Source organism: Heyndrickxia sp. FW510-T9 (assembly GCF_058781025.1).
Genome location: NZ_JBYSWK010000002.1, coordinates 155,108 through 175,964, shown reverse-complemented (window position 1 = coordinate 175,964; position 20,857 = coordinate 155,108). Strand labels below are relative to the sequence as shown.

At 34.7% G+C, this 20,857-nt stretch carries 18 protein-coding genes; all 18 read left to right on the top strand.

The features are described from left to right. Window positions 1-20 precede the first annotated feature (20 nt). The 18 genes from pstB (AC3WJF_RS02165) (at window position 21) to AC3WJF_RS02080 (ending at window position 20,755) form a co-directional block, all read left to right on the top strand. The gene (gene pstB, locus AC3WJF_RS02165) at window positions 21-851 is read left to right on the top strand and encodes a phosphate ABC transporter ATP-binding protein PstB (RefSeq protein WP_492449452.1); all 831 of its coding nucleotides are present in this window, start codon (window positions 21-23) and stop codon (window positions 849-851) included. Window positions 852-876: 25 nt separating this feature from the next. After that, complete coding sequence (pstB, locus tag AC3WJF_RS02160; RefSeq protein ID WP_492449451.1) at window positions 877-1,650, top strand: phosphate ABC transporter ATP-binding protein PstB; 774 nt, start codon at window positions 877-879, stop codon at window positions 1,648-1,650. Between the two features lie 49 nt (window positions 1,651-1,699). Next, the gene (gene phoU, locus AC3WJF_RS02155) at window positions 1,700-2,356 is read left to right on the top strand and encodes a phosphate signaling complex protein PhoU (RefSeq protein ID WP_492449450.1); all 657 of its coding nucleotides are present in this window, start codon (window positions 1,700-1,702) and stop codon (window positions 2,354-2,356) included. A 326-nt stretch (window positions 2,357-2,682) separates the two neighbouring features. Next, window positions 2,683-3,327, top strand: coding sequence for an HD domain-containing protein (locus AC3WJF_RS02150; RefSeq protein ID WP_492449449.1), 645 nt, complete (start codon window positions 2,683-2,685; stop codon window positions 3,325-3,327). A 66-nt stretch (window positions 3,328-3,393) separates the two neighbouring features. Further along, window positions 3,394-3,642 (top strand): CsbA family protein, encoded by a 249-nt coding sequence (locus tag AC3WJF_RS02145; RefSeq protein ID WP_492449448.1) that lies wholly within the window; start codon window positions 3,394-3,396, stop codon window positions 3,640-3,642. A gap of 386 nt (window positions 3,643-4,028) precedes the next feature. Beyond that, on the top strand, window positions 4,029-6,008 hold the full coding sequence (gene uvrB, locus AC3WJF_RS02140; protein ID WP_492449447.1) for an excinuclease ABC subunit UvrB: 1,980 nt from the start codon (window positions 4,029-4,031) through the stop codon (window positions 6,006-6,008). 7 nt (window positions 6,009-6,015) lie between these two features. Then, window positions 6,016-8,883, top strand: a complete 2,868-nt coding sequence (uvrA, locus tag AC3WJF_RS02135) for an excinuclease ABC subunit UvrA (protein ID WP_492449446.1) — start codon at window positions 6,016-6,018, stop codon at window positions 8,881-8,883. 340 nt (window positions 8,884-9,223) lie between these two features. Beyond that, on the top strand, window positions 9,224-9,622 hold the full coding sequence (gene tagD, locus AC3WJF_RS02130; RefSeq protein ID WP_492449445.1) for a glycerol-3-phosphate cytidylyltransferase: 399 nt from the start codon (window positions 9,224-9,226) through the stop codon (window positions 9,620-9,622). 193 nt (window positions 9,623-9,815) lie between these two features. Then, entirely contained in the window at window positions 9,816-11,954 is a 2,139-nt protein-coding gene (locus AC3WJF_RS02125; protein WP_492449444.1) for a CDP-glycerol glycerophosphotransferase family protein, read from the top strand. 315 nt (window positions 11,955-12,269) lie between these two features. Then, window positions 12,270-13,478 (top strand): CDP-glycerol glycerophosphotransferase family protein, encoded by a 1,209-nt coding sequence (locus tag AC3WJF_RS02120; RefSeq protein WP_492449443.1) that lies wholly within the window; start codon window positions 12,270-12,272, stop codon window positions 13,476-13,478. Window positions 13,479-13,711: 233 nt separating this feature from the next. Beyond that, window positions 13,712-14,110 (top strand): glycerol-3-phosphate cytidylyltransferase, encoded by a 399-nt coding sequence (gene tagD / locus AC3WJF_RS02115; RefSeq protein ID WP_492449442.1) that lies wholly within the window; start codon window positions 13,712-13,714, stop codon window positions 14,108-14,110. A 188-nt stretch (window positions 14,111-14,298) separates the two neighbouring features. Further along, the gene (locus tag AC3WJF_RS02110) at window positions 14,299-15,108 is read left to right on the top strand and encodes an ABC transporter permease (RefSeq protein ID WP_492449441.1); all 810 of its coding nucleotides are present in this window, start codon (window positions 14,299-14,301) and stop codon (window positions 15,106-15,108) included. 16 nt (window positions 15,109-15,124) lie between these two features. After that, window positions 15,125-15,934, top strand: a complete 810-nt coding sequence (gene tagH, locus AC3WJF_RS02105) for a teichoic acids export ABC transporter ATP-binding subunit TagH (protein ID WP_492449440.1) — start codon at window positions 15,125-15,127, stop codon at window positions 15,932-15,934. A gap of 241 nt (window positions 15,935-16,175) precedes the next feature. Next, window positions 16,176-17,300, top strand: coding sequence for a DUF4097 family beta strand repeat-containing protein (locus AC3WJF_RS02100; RefSeq protein ID WP_492449439.1), 1,125 nt, complete (start codon window positions 16,176-16,178; stop codon window positions 17,298-17,300). Between the two features lie 33 nt (window positions 17,301-17,333). Continuing rightward, a complete protein-coding gene (locus tag AC3WJF_RS02095) occupies window positions 17,334-17,690 on the top strand; it encodes a phage holin family protein (RefSeq protein ID WP_492449438.1) in 357 nt (118 codons plus the stop codon). 272 nt (window positions 17,691-17,962) lie between these two features. After that, window positions 17,963-18,898 carry an HPr(Ser) kinase/phosphatase gene (gene hprK / locus AC3WJF_RS02090; protein WP_492449437.1) on the top strand — a complete coding sequence of 312 codons (936 nt, stop codon included), beginning with the start codon at window positions 17,963-17,965 and terminating at the stop codon, window positions 18,896-18,898. Window positions 18,899-18,963: 65 nt separating this feature from the next. Beyond that, window positions 18,964-19,779 carry a prolipoprotein diacylglyceryl transferase gene (lgt, locus tag AC3WJF_RS02085; RefSeq protein WP_492449436.1) on the top strand — a complete coding sequence of 272 codons (816 nt, stop codon included), beginning with the start codon at window positions 18,964-18,966 and terminating at the stop codon, window positions 19,777-19,779. A gap of 31 nt (window positions 19,780-19,810) precedes the next feature. Continuing rightward, window positions 19,811-20,755, top strand: a complete 945-nt coding sequence (locus AC3WJF_RS02080; RefSeq protein WP_492449435.1) for a nucleoside recognition domain-containing protein — start codon at window positions 19,811-19,813, stop codon at window positions 20,753-20,755. Window positions 20,756-20,857 lie beyond the last annotated feature (102 nt).

Below are 20,857 nucleotides of genomic sequence, written 5' to 3'. Positions count from 1 at the left end.
GTAGGAAGGAGAACGATATTATGGTTTCCACAGTATTAAAAAAGGAAAAGAAATCTTCAATATATATAGTGGATGAAAATCCAATAGAAAAACCAAAAGAGTTAGCAATCGGAACGGAAAATATTAATGTTTTTTATGGAAAGAACCAAGCAATTCATAATGTTTCACTGCCTTTCTATAAAAATCAGGTTACTGCACTTATTGGACCTTCAGGTTGCGGTAAATCAACTTTTTTACGAAGCATCAATCGAATGAATGACGAAATTCAAGGCTGTCGTATCGAAGGGGAAATTCTCTATAACGGAATAAATCTAAATGACCCAAAAGTAAATATATTTGAAGTTCGAAAAAATATTGGGATGGTTTTTCAAAGACCGAATCCATTTCCTAAGTCCATTTTTGAAAATGTTGCATTTGGACCAAGGCACCATGGTGAAAAAAATAAACGAGTCCTTCAAGAGATTGTTGAAAAAAGCTTAAAGAAGGCAGCACTTTGGGATGAGGTAAAGGATCGTTTACATCGTTCAGCCTTAAATCTATCTGGTGGCCAACAGCAGCGTTTATGCATTGCTAGAGCTATTGCCATGGAACCAGATGTCCTACTTTTAGATGAACCAGCATCAGCCCTTGATCCAATTTCAACAGGGAAAATAGAAGAACTAATTACAGAGCTTAAAAATGATTTTACGGTTGCTATTGTTACACACAGCATGCATCAAGCAGCTCGGATTTCAGACCATACAGCCTTTTTCTACATGGGAGAACTAATTGAATTTGGTGCAACAAAGGATATTTTTACGAATCCAATGCAAAAACAAACTGAAGATTATGTCTCAGGGAATTTTGGATAACTTCTAAAAGTAGGTGAAGAGAAAAATGACAGTATCAGCCTCCGCAACTTCGATTATTCAAACAGATTCGGTAAATGTTTATTATGATAATTTTAAAGCGTTAAAAGATATTCAATTAAATATTAAAGAAAAGGCAGTTACAGCTTTGATAGGTCCGTCTGGATGTGGGAAGTCTACATTCTTAAGAACCTTGAATCGCATGAATGATTTAATTTCTGGATTTCGTGTAGAAGGAAATATTTTCATAAAAAATGAAAATATATATGATTCCAAAGTAGATGCGGTTGATTTGCGTAAGCAGGTTGGTATGGTTTTTCAACGGCCAAATCCATTCCCAATGTCTATCTACGATAATGTTGCATATGGTCCGCGGATTCATGGAACAAAGAACAAGAGGATCTTAGATGAAATTGTGGAAAAAAGCTTAAAAGCTGCTGCCCTTTGGGATGAAGTGAAAGATCGCTTGAATACCTCTGCAATGGGATTATCAGGGGGCCAGCAACAGCGTCTAGTTATTGCAAGAGTTTTAGCTATACAGCCGGAAGTAATATTGATGGATGAACCGGCATCAGCACTTGATCCTATTTCAACATCAAAAATAGAGCAGCTTATTTTGGATTTGAAAGAGAAATATACGATCGTGATTGTTACTCACAGTATGCAGCAAGCTGCCCGTGTATCAGATGAAACAGCCTTTTTCTTAAATGGTGAAGTAGTGGAATTTGATGAAACAAAGACGATTTTTACAAATCCGCAAAAACAACAAACAGAGGATTACATTACTGGTCGTTTTGGTTAAGTAAGGGGAAAAACAAATCACACGTTTTCAGTCGAAGGGAGAAATGACGGTGGCTAGACGTATTTTTGAGGATCTATTAACAGAGCTACATGAAAATTTATTAAAGATGGGTCTTTTAGTGGAGGAAGCAATTTATAAGGCAATTAAATCTTTAGTGGAAAAGGATCCTGACCTTGCCTTAGAAGTAGTTTTGGATGACCAAAATATAAATGAACTTGAATTGAAAATAGAGCAAAAATGCTTTGAATTAATTGCTACGCAGCAGCCGGTAGGGACAGATTTACGCAGGATTGCGACGATGCTCAAAGTATCAGCAGATTTGGAACGAATGGGTGACCACGCAGTAAGTATTGCGAAATCAACTATCCGTCTAAAAGATGAAACGTATATAAAGCCATTAATTGATATACCGAGGATGGCTGAATTGGTCAAAGAAATTGTTCATGATGCGCTTAACTCCTATGTAGAATTAGATCGCGATGCAGCCATTGCAGTTTCGCAAAAAGATGATCGCATTGATCAATATTATGCAGAAATATTCATAGAATTAGTGGATATTATGAAAGAAAATCCGGCTTGGGTTAACCAGGCTACCCATCTTTTATTAGTTGCACAGCATTTAGAAAGAATCGGGGATTATGTAACGAATATTTGCGAGTGGATCGTCTATTTAAAAACAGGCTCTTTAATAGATCTAAATAAATAAAACAAACTGGTATGTAAATGTTGGCAGACCTACTGAAGCAAGCATATATGAGAGACGAATAGCAACGAAAGACGAGCAGGTGGCTTGTTTGGCCAGCGAATGTAGTTCATTAAAGTTTTTGTTGTTTTTATAGTACTTTAGTCCTGATTCGTGCAGTTCATTAACCATTTCATGCGGTTAAAAATTGAATTCGTACAGTTCAAACATAATTTCGTGCAGTTCATCTATTTTTGACACATAATAAAAGTTAACCTCATCAACACTTGATGAGGTTATATTATTTTTGATACAATCACTAGAAATATTTATAGATAGGAATGATATAAATGGGTGTTCATCAATATTTTAAAAGCTTATCGGATCTTGAAAAGCTATACCGCTGTCCAGGAAAATTTAAATTTCAGGATCATTCTGTTGCTAGTCATTCCTTCAAAGTAACAAAAATTGCTCAATTTTTTGGTACAGTTGAGGAACAAGCGGGAAACCAGGTAGATTGGAAGTCTTTATATGAAAAAGCTTTAAATCATGATTATAATGAACTCTTTACAGGTGATATAAAAACTCCTGTTAAATATGCCTCTAAAGAATTGCGGGACTTATTTAGCCAAGTAGAGGAGCAAATGTCTAAAAAGTTTGTTTTAAGAGAGTTTCCGCAGGAACTGCAATCCATTTATTTAGAGCGCTTTAAGGAAGGGAAGGATAACACGTTAGAAGGGAAAATATTATCTGTTGCCGATAAGGTTGATTTACTTTATGAATCCTTTGGTGAAATCCAAAAAAGCAATCCAGAAAGCTTATTTCAAGAAATCTATGAAGAATCGTTAATGACTATTCTACAGTTTAAAGAAATGATAAGTGTCCAATATTTTTTAAAAGAAATTTTACCTGACATGCTGAATGAAAAGTTTATTGAGCATAGTGAATTGAATAGCATTACTAAAAAAATCATAAAAGCTAGCTTATCCGACTAAATTCCGCTTTTACATTAACCATTTTTTCGTTATGATAATAAAAGTGAATTATATGGAGGAATGAATATGATCGGAAAAATTATTGCTGCCATTTTCTTGCCGGGAATATTAGTAGTCTTTTTTGCTAGGGTTACTTATAGTAAGATTATTGGTCTTCTATTAACGGTAGCTTTAATAGTTGCGTCTGTCTACAAGGGGTATACTCATACAGAGGCATTGTATATTATAGATGCAGCCTCGTTAACCGCCGGCTATTTCTTTTCTGCCAAAATGGGCCCAAGAAAACAAAAAAAACATCCAAATCAAAACGCTTAATGCTTTAATTCTTTTTTTGCATTAAGCGTTTTTTTGCTTTCCTACTGAACAGCCTCTATTCATTGAAAGTTCTACTCACTTTCTCCACCTGAAAAAATAAAACCGAAAATTTGTTCGCTTTTTTGTGGTTAAAAACTTCATGTTTGTGGTAAAATAAGTACTATGATTATTAATGGAAAATTCACAAGGTTGTTTTCGCATAGATTGTTAAATTTCGAATAATTGCCTAATCCGTTCTAAATATATTGACGGGGCATCTTTTCGAAAAACTCAATTCAAATTACTTGGTAAATTTATTTTAGACTATTAATTTTAGTTTGAAATATTACCAGGTCGAAAAGAGCCTTTAAATAGATATATTTCTAGTATGGATGGGAGGCTTTGGCATGAAGGAACAATTTGAGCTTGTTTCAAAATATTCACCACAGGGAGATCAGCCGGAAGCGATAAAGCAAATCGTCGAGGGAATTCAAGCTGGTAAAAGGTATCAAACATTGCTTGGAGCAACTGGGACAGGAAAAACATTTACGATCTCGAATGTGATTAAAGAAATAAATCGGCCAACATTAATCATTGCTCATAATAAAACATTAGCTGGTCAATTATATAGTGAATTTAAAGAGTTTTTTCCTAATAATGCCGTCGAATATTTTGTTAGCTACTATGATTATTATCAACCTGAGGCATATGTTCCACAAACGGATACATATATCGAAAAGGACTCCAGCGTAAATGATGAAATAGATAAACTGCGGCATTCCGCTACATCTTCATTATTCGAAAGAAATGATGTAGTGATTATTGCCAGTGTTTCTTGTATATATGGTTTGGGTTCGCCTGAGGAATATCGGGAAATGGTGCTTTCCTTACGAACCGGAATGGAAATAGAACGAAATCAATTGCTCCGGAAGCTTGTGGATATTCAGTATGCAAGAAATGATATCGATTTTCAACGGGGAACATTTCGAGTCAGAGGAGATGTAGTTGAAATTTTTCCGGCATCCCGTGATGAACATTGCATGCGTGTCGAGTTTTTCGGTGATGAAATTGACCGCATTCGCGAGGTGGATGCCCTAACAGGTGAAATTATCGGAGACCGGGATCATGTTGCTATATTTCCGGCATCCCACTTCGTTACTCGTGAGGAGAAAATGCGCATTGCGATTGAAAACATCGAAAAGGAATTGGAAGAACGGTTAAAAGAATACCATGAGAATAACAGATTATTAGAAGCGCAACGACTGGAGCAACGAACAAGATACGATCTTGAAATGATGAGAGAGATGGGTTTTTGCTCGGGAATTGAAAACTATTCCAGACACTTAACATTACGCCCGGCAGGATCTACGCCTTACACCTTAATGGACTATTTTCCGAAAGACATGTTGATAGTTATAGATGAATCACACGTGACACTCCCGCAAATTCGCGGAATGTATAATGGGGACCAAGCGCGAAAATCAGTGCTTGTAGACCATGGATTTCGTTTACCATCAGCACTAGATAATCGTCCGCTTACATTTGCTGAGTTTGAGGATCATGTGAATCAAATTGTGTTTGTTTCTGCAACTCCTGGTCCATATGAATTAGAGCATACACCTGAAATGGTCGAGCAAATTATTCGACCAACAGGATTACTTGACCCAAATATCGTTGTCCGACCAATTGAAGGACAAATTGATGATCTGTTGGGAGAAATAAATGATCGTGTTAAACGGAATGAACGGGTTCTTGTTACAACCCTAACGAAGAAAATGTCTGAAGACTTAACGGATTACTTGAAGGAAGTTGGTATCAAGGTTCAATATTTACATTCAGAAGTAAAGACGTTAGAACGAATTGAAATCATTCGCGATCTTCGTCTTGGAAAATATGATGTATTGGTAGGTATCAATCTTCTTCGGGAAGGCTTGGATATTCCGGAAGTATCATTAGTAACCATTCTTGATGCTGATAAAGAAGGATTTTTACGATCTGAGCGCTCTCTTATTCAAACCATAGGCCGTGCTGCTCGAAATGCAAACGGTCAAGTAATTATGTACGCAGATCGAATGACGGATTCGATGGTAAAAGCGATTGAGGAAACAAAACGCAGGCGTTCCGTTCAAGAAGAATATAATGAGAAGTACGGCATTACGCCTAAAACGATTCAAAAGGATATTCGTGATGTGATACGTGCGACACACGCAGCAGAGGAGCAAGAAGAATATACTCCTAAGGAAAAATCAAGGAAGCTTACAAAGCAAGAACGTGAAACATTAATTGCAAGTCTTGAAAGAGAAATGAAGGAAGCAGCAAAAGCTCTTGATTTTGAACGGGCAGCCCAGCTTCGCGATACATTATTAGAGCTAAAAGCGGAAGGATGATGCCCAAATGGCAAAAGATAAAATCATTGTGCAGGGAGCAAGGGCACATAATCTAAAAAATATAGATGTAACGATACCGCGTGATCAGCTTGTTGTAGTAACAGGCCTTTCTGGCTCAGGAAAATCATCCTTGGCATTTGATACAATTTATGCGGAAGGACAAAGGCGATATGTAGAATCGTTATCAGCCTATGCAAGGCAGTTTTTAGGACAAATGGATAAGCCTGATGTGGATGCAATTGAAGGCTTATCCCCGGCAATTTCTATCGATCAAAAAACAACCAGCCGTAACCCGCGCTCTACGGTTGGAACTGTTACGGAAATTTATGACTATTTACGTCTATTATTTGCCCGTGTTGGTAGACCGATTTGCCCGAATCATGGGATTGAAATTACATCACAAACGGTGGAGCAAATGGTGGACAGAATCATGGTATACCCAGAAAGGACGAAACTTCAAGTCTTAGCCCCAATCGTGTCGGGTAGAAAGGGTACTCATGTAAAAGTATTTGAAGATATTAAAAAACAGGGCTTTGTTAGAGTGCGGGTTGACGGAGAGCTGCGTGATCTTGGGGAAGAAATTGACCTTGAGAAAAATAAAAAGCATTCCATCGAAGTGGTAATTGACCGTGTAGTAGTGAAAGATGGGGTTGAAGCCCGACTTGCTGATTCATTAGAAACAGCATTACGACTAGCGGATGGGAAAGTGATTATCGATGTGATTGGCAAAGATGAGCTACTTTTCAGTGAGCATCTTGCTTGTCCGCATTGTGGTTTTTCTATCGACAAAATGGAGCCACGCATGTTTTCCTTCAATAGCCCATTTGGTGCGTGTCCCGAATGTGACGGCTTAGGGACTAAACTTGAGGTCGATATAGAACTTGTTATTCCTAATAAAGAATTATCATTAAAAGAAAACGCAATTGCACCTTGGGAGCCTGTTAGTTCGCAGTATTACCCGCAACTACTAGAAGCAGTCTGCAAACACTATGGAATTGATATGGAAATACCAGTGAAAGATATCCCGAAACATCAGATGGATATACTTTTATATGGTTCTGGAAATGACTCCATCTATTTCCGTTATGAGAATGATTTTGGTCAAATACGAGAAGGAAATATACGTTTTGAAGGGGTAATTCCTAATGTAGAACGTCGCTATAAAGAAACAAGCTCCGATTATATCCGGGAGCAGATGGAAAAATATATGGCACAGCAAGCATGTCCGAAATGTAAAGGTTATCGCTTAAAAGAGGAAACACTTGCAGTCAAAATTAATCAAAAGCATATCGGGGAAGTAACTGAATTTTCAATTGAAAATGCCGATCAATTTTTCAATAGTCTTGATCTGACGGAAAAGGAAATGAAAATAGCAAATCTTATTCTCCGTGAGATAAAGGAAAGGCTCGGATTTTTGGTGAATGTTGGATTGGAATATTTATCATTAAGTAGAGCTGCAGGAACCTTATCTGGCGGTGAAGCCCAGCGAATTCGGCTAGCCACGCAAATTGGTTCCAGGTTAACAGGTGTTCTCTATATTTTAGATGAACCATCCATCGGGTTACATCAGCGTGATAACGATCGTCTAATTAGTACATTGAAAAATATGCGAGACATTGGCAATACACTCATCGTCGTAGAACACGATGAAGATACAATGCTTGCTGCAGATTACTTAATTGATATTGGTCCTGGAGCGGGTATTCATGGAGGAGAGGTCATTTCCGCTGGTACTCCAGAACAAGTGATGAATGATTCAAATTCCTTAACAGGTCTATATTTATCAGGTAAGAAATTCATTCCTCTACCTGTTGAAAGAAGAAAACCTGACGGACGCTTTATTGAAATTAAAGGTGCGAAGGAAAATAATTTAAAAAATGTGAACGTAAAAATTCCACTTGGAACATTTGTTGCCGTTACTGGTGTATCTGGTTCAGGTAAAAGTACGCTTATAAATGAGATTCTGTATAAATCACTTGCTCAAAAGCTTTATCGTTCCAAAAGCAAGCCCGGTGAACATAAGGACATCAAAGGAATAGAGTATCTTGAAAAGGTAATTGATATTGACCAATCACCAATCGGAAGAACACCGCGTTCAAATCCTGCTACTTACACGGGTGTGTTTGATGATATAAGAGATGTATATGCTACAACAAACGAAGCGAAAATTCGCGGGTATAAAAAGGGGCGATTTAGCTTTAATGTAAAAGGTGGAAGATGCGAAGCATGTCGCGGAGACGGGATTATCAAAATCGAAATGCACTTCCTTCCTGATGTGTATGTACCATGCGAGGTATGTCACGGAAAACGATATAATCGTGAGACTCTAGAAGTAAAATACAAGGGAAAAAGTATTGCGGAAGTATTGGATATGACTGTTGAAAATGCCCTTGAATTTTTTGAGAACATCCCAAAAATTAAACGGAAGCTCCAAACGATTGCAGATGTAGGACTAGGCTATATACAGCTTGGGCAACCTGCAACCACCTTATCTGGTGGAGAAGCACAAAGGGTGAAGCTTGCATCTGAACTACATCGCCGCTCAACAGGTAAGTCGTTTTATATATTGGATGAACCTACTACAGGCCTACATGTAGATGATATTGCAAGACTTCTTGATGTCTTACAGAGACTTGTAGAAAATGGTGATACCGTTCTTGTTATTGAACATAATCTAGATGTTATCAAAACCGTTGACTATATTATAGATCTTGGTCCCGAAGGTGGTTCAAACGGTGGAACGATTGTAGCTACTGGAACTCCTGAGAAAATTGCTGTGGTGCAGGAATCCTATACCGGGAAATATTTAAAGCCTATCTTAGAACGAGATGCTGCTAGAATGAATAATAAAATTAAGATGATAGTGAATCAATAGAAAAAATCTATTCCGGATATTATTTCGGAATAGATTTTTTTCGTTCTACCCTCTAGTAAACAATTTATAAGGAAAACTATAAGCATAATGAAATAAACTCGTTTGTAGAGATTCATTATTCTATTAGTTAAAAATATATGGTCTCTTGTCGAATATTTAAATAAAATGCAGTTTCATTACAGTCCTTCACCTTTATTGTCGATTATGTTACATTTCCTTTATAAGAATTGAATTAAATTGTAAATTACATTATAATTTTCAATATGTTTTTGGGAAATTAGTTAGCTGTCACTCTTACAATAAAAAAATAAAATAATATATTGATAAGGAGTTTGTTACAGTGAAAAAAATACTAACATATGGAACTTTTGATTTATTACATTGGGGACATATAAACCTATTAAAAAGAGCAAGAGATTTAGGTGATTATCTAGTAGTAGCTTTATCATCTGATCAATTTAATGAAATAAAAAATAAGAAATCGTATCACAGTTATGAGAATAGAAAAATGATATTAGAATCTATAAGATATGTTGACGAGGTAATTCCAGAAAATAATTGGGATCAAAAAATACAAGATGTAATCGACCACAATATTGATGTCTTTGTAATGGGTGATGATTGGAAAGGACATTTTGACTTTTTAAAAGAGTATTGTGAAGTAATTTATCTACCTCGAACAGTAGGCATTTCTACTACAAAGATAAAGAAAGATTTATTTAGTGTGAAAAATAGTTAAGAAGTAGAGGGATCAATCGATCCTTCTTCTTTTTTATTTCAAACCTAAGCAGACTAATGAAAACATGATATAATAATTAAAGTTTTTATTAAGAAATGAATAAGTTTATTTGATTAAAATGACAATAAAAATATACGATGAAGAAATGAATGACTTCTTTGTTAGGTAAGCTGAAAGGAAGGGAGAACACCAGATGGTGACTCAAAATGGACAAAAGAGTATTTTGCATAGAATAAGTTATCAAGGTGATAATTTAGTATTAGAATTACACCATCATCTAAGTCCTAATGAAAAAGCAGATTCTATTAAGGAATTCATTTTAGTAGAGCGACATTCTGAAAGGCAAATCTCTTTCTCCTTAGAACAAGTTGGTTTCAATGGTGAAACATTGTTTTTAAAATCAGTATTGCCTAGCTCTATTTTTGCGGATTTAATAAATAATGGTTTATATTGGGATGCATATATTCAAATTGAGAACAAAGATATAGAAGAAGGATTTCAGCGACTTCGGATTAGAAGCAGTATTCAAGAGTTAGAATTATTATTTTATTATGATAAGCAAAGAGAAAAACTATTAATCCCTTATACGACTAACAAAGGGAGTCTTTCTATAAAGATTAAAGAATTAATGATTATTGCGAGAGTAGAAAAAGCGACTCTTTCCAAAGATGGAATTATGGTTGTAGAGGGCTATAGTTATCATCCGGATTATGATGGCAGAGAACTAGCATTAAAGAGACAATTTGTATTAAAAGACAAAGATGACACGATCAAGGCAAGCTATAATGTTACAGATGTTAATAGGAAAGATTTAAATGCAACCTACGGACATCATGGATATGATTTTGAACAATCCGGATTCCGTGTAGAAATTAATGTACACGATTTATTGAAGGAGCATTTTGAAAATATTTCTTTGACAGCTACCATGGAATATGTATTAAACGATTTTGAAAAAAGTATTGCGGAAAGCTTTTCATTAAAATTCAATGCATTAGAAGACGACTTTACCCCATCGGCTAACATTGTTAAGTTTGGAAATAGAAAACAAAAAATCCGGTTATCACGGACAAAATCAGTAGGAATACTATTTGTATCTTCTCGTGAGTATATTTTGAAGCAAGAGGTCAAAAGAAAGATAAAGAATGCTCTATATAAAATTAAAAAATGTTCCATAACACAAGAAATATACAAAAATCTTTTTCTAATTATTGGAATGTTTCCAGCTAAAAAGAACTTAATTATATTCGAAAGCTATCTTGGAAAGCAATACAGTTGTAATCCACGTGCTATTTATGAATACATTAAAGAAAATTACCCTGAGTATGAGATGTATTGGGGGATTGATAACCGATTCATTGGTAATTTTATCAATAAAGATGTAAATTATTTGAAACGTTTTTCTATTCCTTGGTTATTTAAAATGGCTCGAGCGAAATATTGGGTTGTCAACAGTCGATTGCCATTATGGATTCCAAAACCAAAGCATACGGTATATTTACAAACATGGCATGGGACGCCACTAAAAAAATTAGCAGCTGATATGGATGAAGTTCATATGCCTGGAACAACAACAACGAAATATAAACGAAATTTTATTTTTGAGGCTGGCAGATGGGATTATTTAATTTCTCCTAACTCGTACTCTACGGAGATTTTTGAACGCGCCTTTATGTTTGGAAAAAAAATAATTGAGTCTGGATACCCTAGAAATGACTTCTTATTTCAGGCAAACAATCCCGAATCTATTCGTAAATTGAAAGAAAAATACGGAATTCCTTTAGATAAAAAAATCATATTATATGCTCCAACCTGGAGAGATAATCAATTTTCTGGAAAAGGAAAATATAAGTTTGATTTGGAACTAGACATAAACGATATGCAAGAGAGACTTGGAAATGAATATATTCTTATTCTTAGAATGCACTATCTTGTATCTGAGAACCTAGATATTTCCTCATATGAAGGTTTTGCATATGATTACTCTCAGCATGAGGATATTAGAGAATTATATTTAATTTCCGATATTTTGATTACAGATTACTCTTCCGTATTTTTTGATTATGGTAATTTAAAACGACCAATGCTTTTCTTTGTATATGATATTGATTCCTATCGCGATAATTTAAGGGGCTTCTATTTTGATTTTGAAAAACAGGCACCAGGCCCATTGCTTAAAACGACAGAAGAAATCATCTCTTCAATAAAGCAGATTGAAAAAGACGGATTCTCATTATCCCCTTCTTATCAAGCTTTCTATGATAAATTTTGTTATTTAGAATCGGGACAATCTTCTAAGAGAGTAGTCGAAGAAGTGTTTAATAAGAAATAGCTTCACCAAGTATTTTTTAACAATAAAAGGGAAGGGCTTCCTTCCCTTGTTTTATTATTGCTCTTTTTTTACAATGTTTAATTATACAAAATTATTTAATTATTAAAAGAAGTGTAATAATATTTAATTAAATAAAATTATTCTGAGCTCTCCTTCATAATCAGGTATGTATTTGTTGGCCTAGCTGCTTTCACTTCGCTTTTAGTCGGCACATCTAAGGCTTGTAGAAATTTGAGGAGCTAATTTCACTTGGTCAAGCACATCGACCAATAATCTATTTTTTACACATAAAAAGCAAATTAAGGTGATTTTGTTATGAAAAAAAAATGTAAAGACCTCTTTATATGGTTATATTTATTTGGTTTTAAAGTGTTTTTTAATATTTTTAATATACTTCCGGTAAAAAATCGGTACACCTTTATTATTTCATTTGGGGATAATTGCGATTATATATATGAAGAATTAAGAAAAAGAAATGAAAATTCGGAAATTGTATTTTTATATAAGAATTCCTGTAGCTTAAACATGGACAAGTACAAGGATATTAGGAAGATAAAGTTTGAAACTGCTAATATTATTTCTACTATACAATCCATTTATTATCTGGCTACATCTAAATTTGTTATTGTAGATAATTACTTTGCTTTTTTATCATGTGTCGATTTTAAAAAAGAAGTAGAATGCATTCAAGTTTGGCATGCAGTAGGAGCCTACAAGAAATTTGGTTTAGAGGATCGAACGATCACAAATAGGAGTGAAGGTGATCGGAAAAGGTTTATTGAGGTATACAAACGATTTCATAAAGTGGTAGTAGGGTCGGAAAGTATGGCAGAAATATTTGTAAAAGCATTTAAGCTTCCTGAGGAAAACATTTTAAGAAGTGGAGTTCCGAGAACGGATTTTTTCTTTGATGAAGAAAGAAAGCAGAAAGTGATCCAACAATTGCATGATAATAATCTAGAATTAAAAAATAAAAAGATTATTTTATATGCACCTACCTATCGTGATGGACAGCTTCATTCTTTTGATTTAAATATAGATCTTAATTTATTGTATAAAGAACTAGGTGAGGAATATGTTCTTATTCTTCGCCTTCACCCTGCGGTAAAAAACCATTTGGACATTGATGCATCCTATAAAGGATTTATTTATGATTATTCTTCCTACAAGGATGTAAATGAATTATTATTAATAACGGATATTTTAATTACAGACTATTCTTCTATACCATTCGAATATGCAATCTTAAATAGACCAATCATTTTTTATGCTTATGATTTACTGGAATACGAACAGGAGCGAGGTCTCTGGTACAAATATAAAGAAACCATTCCTGGGCCAGTTGCTTATCAAACAAGCGATATTATTAACCAAGTAAAAACAAATTCATTTGATTTTGAGTTGATTAAGCAATTTGCACAAAACTGGAATGAATATTCAAATGGAAATTCAAGTGAAAACTTAGTAAATTATTTACAAAATGTCGAAACAGAAAAAGCTGTAAAAATGGTAATAACAAAGTAAAAGTTTGAGAAGAGTATGTTTAACACAAAAGATAATAAAATAAATTTAAACAATTACTAGTGGGTAAAACGGAAATGAATTTATAATAATCACATCGGACGGAATAAATTCTGTCATAATATGTATTTGAAAGTACTTGAAATTCGTTTATAATATATAGGATGGTTTTGTCTAAGTTGCAAACTAATTAAAATGAATTTCTCTTTGCCGTCAAACCAAGAGGAGAGGTTGAAATGAAAAAAGTAATTACATATGGAACCTTTGATCTACTTCATTGGGGACATATCAACATTTTAAAACGAGCAAAAGAACTTGGTGACTATTTAATTGTTGCGTTATCTACAGATGAATTTAATAAATTGAAAGATAAAAAATCCTATCACAGCTACGAAAACCGAAAGTTCATTTTGGAATCTATTCGTTATGTGGATGAAGTAATTCCAGAAAACGACTGGGAACAGAAGGTGTCCGATGTTATCGACCATGATGTGGACATTTTTGTGATGGGTGACGATTGGAAAGGTCGTTTTGACTTTTTAAAGGAATATTGCGAAGTAGTGTATTTGCCAAGAACAATGGGGATATCTACAACAAAGATAAAAAAAGATTTAATTAATATAAAGAATGGCTAGTTATTAATATTATGGTTAATTAGGGGGGTGGAGATTGCCCTCTTAAATTTCTTCTAAACATAATATCCTTAATTTTCATAAATGCATCTTACATATAAAGATTGTTATCTCACTACATTTTAACCTGAACTGAGAATTTTATAACAATCTTCATATAAGTTGCTTTTGTTTGTAGGAAGGACAATTACATGAGATCTATTTTTACTGTTATCAAGGAACAAATTTCAAGTTTTTACCTTATTAGCAGATTATCTGCATATGAAGTGAAAAGTAACAATAAAAATCATTACTTAGGGATTATGTGGGAAGTAATCAATCCGATGATCCAAATTACGGTGTATTGGTTTGTTTTTGGTCATGCAATAGGGAGAAAAGGTGAATGGGGTGTAGAATATTTTCCTTGGTTAATTTCCGGGTTTGTTGCGTGGTATTTTATTAATCCAGCTATTTTGCAAGGAACAAGATCGATTTTTTCACGTATAAAAATGGTTGCTAAAATGAGTTTTCCATTAAGTGTAATAACATCATATGTTATTATCGCAAAATTCTATCAGCATTTAATGTTATTGGTTGTTATTATTATATTGCTTTGGTTTTATGGATATCCTATATCTATTCATTATGTAGAATTGCCTTATTATATGTTTGCAGCAATTGCTCTTACTTTTTCGATATCTTTAATCACCTCTACACTTGCAACGATTGTAAGGGACGTACAGATGATTGTCCAAGCAGTTATGCGTATGATGATTTATTTAGCACCGGTCCTGTGGGCACCATCTTCACACAGTTTAGGAAATTTAACAACTAGTGTGCTAAAGATTAATCCTATCTTTTATGTTATTGAAGGGTACAGAAATTCATTACTTGGTAAAAGATGGTATCTTATAAGCGAATGGCATTACACTCTATATTTTTGGGCGGTAGTTGCTGTATTATTTTCAATTGGTGCTGTATTACATGTTAAATTTAGAAACCGATTTGTAGACTTTTTATAATACGGATGTGAGAAATATGGAAAAAACGGTTATCCTCCATAATGTGGCCAAGAAGTATAAAATGTATAAACGCACATCTGATAAAGTGTTAGATATTCTTTTGCCGAACGGTTATGGTGAGGATTTCTATGCCCTTAGAAATATAAGCTTTGAAGCTGAAGAGGGCGATGTTATTGGAATACTAGGAGTTAACGGCTCAGGGAAATCAACCTTGTCCAATATTATTTCTGGAATTATTCCTCCTACAAGAGGAAGTATTGAGATTAAAGGAGAAGTAGCATTAATTGCTATTAATTCCGGGTTAGATAGCCAATTAACAGGTAGAGAGAACATTGAATTAAAATGTTTAATGCTTGGCTTTAATAAGAAACAAATTAAAGAATTAGAACCTGAAATTATAGAATTCGCAGAACTTGGAAAATTCATTGACCAGCCTGTCAAAAATTATTCAAGTGGAATGAAATCCCGTCTCGGTTTTGCCATTTCAATCAACATTAACCCAGATGTATTAATAATTGACGAAGCATTATCGGTTGGAGATAAAATTTTTGCAGATAAATGTGAAGAAAAAATGAATGAATTTAAAGAAAAGGGGAAAACCATTTTCTTTATCAGCCACTCCATTAAACAAATCAAGAGTTTTTGTGATAAAGCATTGTGGATTGAATATGGGGAAGTCAAAGCTTTTGGAACGATTGAGGATGTTGTACCAAAATACGAAAAGTTTCTAAAAGATTTTAAAAAAATGTCCGATACAGAAAGAAAAAACTATCGGGAAAAAGTTATGAAAAAAAGAAGCAGTCTCTACGAACTTTCGGAAGCGTAAAAAAGACGAATCACTATTACATATCAGTGATTCGTCTTTTTTTAGGCTGTTTTCGTATAGAATGTTGCTTTTCAGGTCGGCCGCTAGTCCTTTATCAAAATAAATATTATGACTAGAATAATTCCATCCTAAGACGGAGGAAGAAAATGTGAGGGTATGCGAGAATATAAATAAGCAATATTAAACAATTTATGAATCCATCTTTAGCATATACATTTTTAAAATAAAGGAGGAGCAAAAGATGAAAATGGAAAGAAAACGTATTTTAGAAATGGTAAAGGAAGGAAAGCTTTCAACGGAGGAGGCTCTAACTCTTTTAGAAGCATTAGGGAATGAAAGTAAAGATAAAGTGAAGCCAGCAGAAGATATAAAGCATGAAATCGATTCGGCTACGAAAGATCAAGAACATAAAGATAATGACGAAGAAGAGGAGGAGGAAACTTTCCAATTCTCTGGAGCTCGTGATAAAATTATGGACTTCGTTAATTCTGCAGTAAAAAAAATTAAAGAGTTTGAATTTAATTTTAACCAGTCGGTTGAATTTCCCCATGTTTTTCAACAGGCCGAGGCGGATTTTACTCATATTGATATCGATGTAGCTAACGGTCATGTTGAAATAAAACCCTGGGATCAACCGGATATACGTATCGAGTGCCAAGCTAAAGTGTATCGAAAAGACGGGCGCGAAGATGCCCGAAGTTTTTTTATTGAAAACAGTTATTTTTCCGTCGAAAATAAACGCTTACGTTTCTCTACACAATCTAAATGGATGAAAGTAGATACGATTATATTTGTTCCAAGGGACTCCTATGAAAAAGCGGTCATTCGCACATTCAATGGAAAAATTAGTGCAGAAAAAATGAACGTTCAAGATTTTAAAACAAAGACTGCAAACGGAAAAATCACTTTACATGAAATGAATACCGAAAAATTAGAAGCGGAAACAGCAAATGGAAAAATTTTGATTCAAAACGGAAAAGCAAAGAAACTTGCTGCTGAAACAATGAATGGTCAAATAGATGTTGTGGGATCCTATGACACAGTTGATTTACAATCATTTAATGGAAATGTTAACTGCACAATAGAAAATCAGTCAGATACCATTCATGTAAAAGCTGTAACGGGCAATATTCATCTTTTCCTTCCTGATGGAACAGGTGTAGAAGGAGAATGTAAATCCAATTTTGGTAATATTAAAATTGAGCTTGATAATGTGGAAACAATTGTAGAAAAGAAAGAAATTGCTCAAAAGCAAATAAATTTCAAAAAAGCTGGTGAAAAAGAGGGAATCACCAGAGTGTTTGCCGATACAAAAACAGGATCTGTTAATATTAAAAAATCCGAGAAAAAAGAGGTTGTTTACTAAAAGTTACCTACTTAGAAAGAGGTATTATTATTAATGAGATGGTTAATTAGTATATTTATCAATGCAGTAATATTTGTTGCAATAGCTGGTTTTTTTCCAGGTTTTGAAGTTTCTAGTTTTGGAGCAGCTCTTGGCGCCAGCTTTATCTTATCAATATTAAATGTTTTGGTCCGTCCTATCCTAATCATATTAACTTTACCGATTACTATTTTGACATTAGGGATATTCTTAATAGTCATTAATGCCATTACATTAATGTTAACTGATAAGATAATGGGAGCCAGCTTTGAAATTCACAGCTTTGGAATGGCATTCCTGATGGCAGTTATAATGTCCATTGCAAATATAATCCTCCAAAATACAATATTAAAGAAAAACAAAAGGGACTAGTCATGGACGGTCCTTTTTGTTGTTAGGGAAATTATAAAATTTAACCCAATGGATAATTTTTTTACAAATTGTCTACTTCTAGCTTCAACGCCTATGCCGTACATAAGAAATACGTTTACTCGTTTGCAACCTTTAAAGGGTAGTCTTCTTCTACCTTGTAATGCTACAATAAAGAAAGCTTTTACTATTAACTTGAAAGAAAATTTGCTTATTGCTTGTCTACATGATTATAAGAAGACCTGCTGCAGACTTAATGCAAGGAGGAAAGAACATTGGCAAAGGTTCGTGTGGAGGATATAATAAAAAAGTTTAATTTAGAATTGATTAGTGGGGAAGAAGGAATCCATCGTCCGATTACGACAAGCGATATTTCACGTCCAGGCCTAGAGCTATCAGGTTTTTTTAACTATTATCCTGCTGACAGGATTCAGCTGCTAGGAATGACTGAGATTACCTTTAGTGAGCGCTTAGATAAAGAAGAAAGAATAAATCGAATGGAACAGCTATGTAGTGATTTAACACCTGGTATTATTATTTCGAGAGGATTAGAAATACCGGAAGAATTAATCGAAGCATCAAACGAGCATTCTGTTCCAGTTATGCGCACAAATATGAAAACAACAAGGTTTTCAAGTCACTTAACGAATTATTTAGAATTTAAATTAGCTCCAACAACTGCGGTCCATGGCGTGCTCGTTGATATTTATGGAGTAGGGGTTTTAATTACAGGGAAAAGCGGTGTAGGTAAAAGTGAAGCTGCACTGGAATTAGTGAAAAGGGGACATCGCCTAGTGGCGGATGATTGTGTAGAGATTCGCCAAGAAGATACCGATTCACTTGTGGGGAATGCACCAGACTTAATTGAACATTTACTTGAGATTCGCGGACTCGGAATTATAAATGTAATGACGCTATTCGGAGCTGGGGCGGTTCGGAGTCATAAACGAATCACGATGGTTGTTAACTTGGAGCTTTGGGATCAAATGAAACAATATGACCGGCTTGGGCTGGACGAGGAAAAGATAAAAATTATTGATACAGAAATACCAAAGCTTACGATCCCTGTTCGCCCAGGCAGAAACTTAGCCATTATTATTGAAGTTGCAGCGATGAATTATCGTCTGAAAAAAATGGGGGTAAACGCAGCACAACAATTTACAGAACGACTAGCAGATGTAATTGAAGATGGAGAAAACGACGAGAAGTAAATTCTCCTATTAATATAAATGCTGCTCATTATTATTTATGATGTCTAGATAAAGGAGTAATGAATATGGATACTATAAAACCACTGAATCCGATTGCTTTGCATTTAGGTTCTTTTGAAGTTCATTGGTATGGAATTATTATAGGGTGTGGTATTGCCCTTGGTTTATTCATAGCTATTCGCGAAGGGGAAAAACTAGGGGTTGATAAGGATCTATTTGCTGATTTAATGATATGGGCAATACCTATCTCGATTATATGTGCCCGAATCTATTATGTTATTTTTGAGTGGGGCTATTATTCTACCCATCCAGGAGATATTATCAAGATTTGGAATGGCGGGATCGCTATTCATGGTGGTTTAATCGGTGCAGTGCTAACGGCAATTATTTTTTCAAAAGCAAAAAATGTGTCCTTCTGGAAGCTGGCAGACATATGTGCTCCTAGCATTATTCTAGGTCAAGCAATCGGTCGCTGGGGTAATTTTATGAATCAAGAAGCTCATGGAAAAGAAGTAAGTCGTACATTCTTGGAGCACTTACATTTACCTGATTTTATTATTAATCAAATGTATATCAATGGACATTATTATCACCCTACTTTTTTATATGAATCTATGTGGGATCTTGTTGGTTTCATCATTCTTATTGTATTGAGAAAAGTAAATTTACGAAGAGGGGAAATGTTCTTAAGCTATATAATCTGGTATTCCATTGGAAGATTCTTTATTGAAGGCATGAGAACAGATAGTTTAATGTTAACAAGTAATTTACGGATGGCACAGATGATTTCGATTGTATTAATTGTGGTAGGTATCATTTTATGGATTTTCAGAAGAAAAGCAGGCTATTCTGCCATACAATATCGGGAAATATCCGATTAATAGGTTTAAGTATTTTAGGGAGATATGGAAAATGCTACAAACGCTAAAAACAGGCATCTTATCGGGGCTTAAAACAACTTGGACACTAGGAAAAGTGATTTTTCCAATTACATTAGTCATTACTATATTACAATTCACACCGATTTTACCTTGGATTATTAAAGTAATTACGCCTTTGATGAAGCTAATTGGTTTATCTGGTGATGCAGCCATCCCAATTGTACTAGGGAATTTTTTGAATTTGTATGCAGGTATTGCAGGTATATTGTCTGTTGATTTGACAGTTAAAGAAGTATTCATTATCGCTGTCATGCTGAGCTTTGCCCATAATCTTTTTATTGAATCAAGTGTCGCTGTCAAAGTAGGTGTGAAAATATGGGTAATGATTCTCGTTCGGGTTGGCTTAGCCATACTTTCCGCTATCCTCATTAATGTATGCTGGCATGGTGGGCATACTCCAGCCCATTATGGAATGATAGCACCTGTTCAAGATAAAATATCCGGTGTTTGGCCGATTATTTGGAATGGAATTGAAAAAGCCGCACTCGGCGTGTATCAGCTTGCCAAAATTGTCATCCCTTTGATGATTGGTATTCAAATTTTGAAGGATTTACATTTGTTGAAAATCTTTTCACGTTGGATGGCTCCTATTACACGGCTTTTAGGGATGAAAGAAAATACGTCTACAACGCTTGCAGCAGGTTTATTCTTCGGCTTAGCATATGGCGCTGGGGTTATGATACAAGCGGTAAAAGAAGATGGTGTTAGTATGAAAGATGCTACGCTAGCATTTATTTTTCTTTGCGGCTGTCATGCAGTTGTCGAAGATACCCTAATCTTTGTTCCTCTAGGGATTCCTGTCCTTTATCTTTTACTCGTTAGACTTGTTACAGCCTTTATCTTAACGTTAATTATCGGCTTGATATGGAACCGCAAGAAGTTCTCAAATAAGACCTCGACAACTCTTGAGGGTTAAAATAAGAAACTGGTAACCGCCAGTTTCTTTTCATTTGTTTTAAAAAGCTTTATCATTACAATAGGCTCTTATCTTAAACTTTGATGTTTTTGTTTTCACAAA

What these genes read in the sequence shown, in the direction of transcription:
- pstB (WP_492449452.1), top strand. Translation starts at nt 21, where the DNA reads ATGGTTTCCACAGTATTAAAAAAGGAAAAGAAATCTTCAATATATATA.
- pstB (WP_492449451.1), top strand. Translation starts at nt 877, where the DNA reads ATGACAGTATCAGCCTCCGCAACTTCGATTATTCAAACAGATTCGGTA.
- AC3WJF_RS02150 (WP_492449449.1), top strand. Translation starts at nt 2,683, where the DNA reads ATGGGTGTTCATCAATATTTTAAAAGCTTATCGGATCTTGAAAAGCTA.
- AC3WJF_RS02145 (WP_492449448.1), top strand. Translation starts at nt 3,394, where the DNA reads ATGATCGGAAAAATTATTGCTGCCATTTTCTTGCCGGGAATATTAGTA.
- uvrB (WP_492449447.1), top strand. Translation starts at nt 4,029, where the DNA reads ATGAAGGAACAATTTGAGCTTGTTTCAAAATATTCACCACAGGGAGAT.
- uvrA (WP_492449446.1), top strand. Translation starts at nt 6,016, where the DNA reads ATGGCAAAAGATAAAATCATTGTGCAGGGAGCAAGGGCACATAATCTA.
- AC3WJF_RS02125 (WP_492449444.1), top strand. Translation starts at nt 9,816, where the DNA reads ATGGTGACTCAAAATGGACAAAAGAGTATTTTGCATAGAATAAGTTAT.
- AC3WJF_RS02120 (WP_492449443.1), top strand. Translation starts at nt 12,270, where the DNA reads ATGAAAAAAAAATGTAAAGACCTCTTTATATGGTTATATTTATTTGGT.
- tagD (WP_492449442.1), top strand. Translation starts at nt 13,712, where the DNA reads ATGAAAAAAGTAATTACATATGGAACCTTTGATCTACTTCATTGGGGA.
- AC3WJF_RS02110 (WP_492449441.1), top strand. Translation starts at nt 14,299, where the DNA reads ATGAGATCTATTTTTACTGTTATCAAGGAACAAATTTCAAGTTTTTAC.
- tagH (WP_492449440.1), top strand. Translation starts at nt 15,125, where the DNA reads ATGGAAAAAACGGTTATCCTCCATAATGTGGCCAAGAAGTATAAAATG.
- AC3WJF_RS02100 (WP_492449439.1), top strand. Translation starts at nt 16,176, where the DNA reads ATGAAAATGGAAAGAAAACGTATTTTAGAAATGGTAAAGGAAGGAAAG.
- AC3WJF_RS02095 (WP_492449438.1), top strand. Translation starts at nt 17,334, where the DNA reads ATGAGATGGTTAATTAGTATATTTATCAATGCAGTAATATTTGTTGCA.
- lgt (WP_492449436.1), top strand. Translation starts at nt 18,964, where the DNA reads ATGGATACTATAAAACCACTGAATCCGATTGCTTTGCATTTAGGTTCT.
- AC3WJF_RS02080 (WP_492449435.1), top strand. Translation starts at nt 19,811, where the DNA reads ATGCTACAAACGCTAAAAACAGGCATCTTATCGGGGCTTAAAACAACT.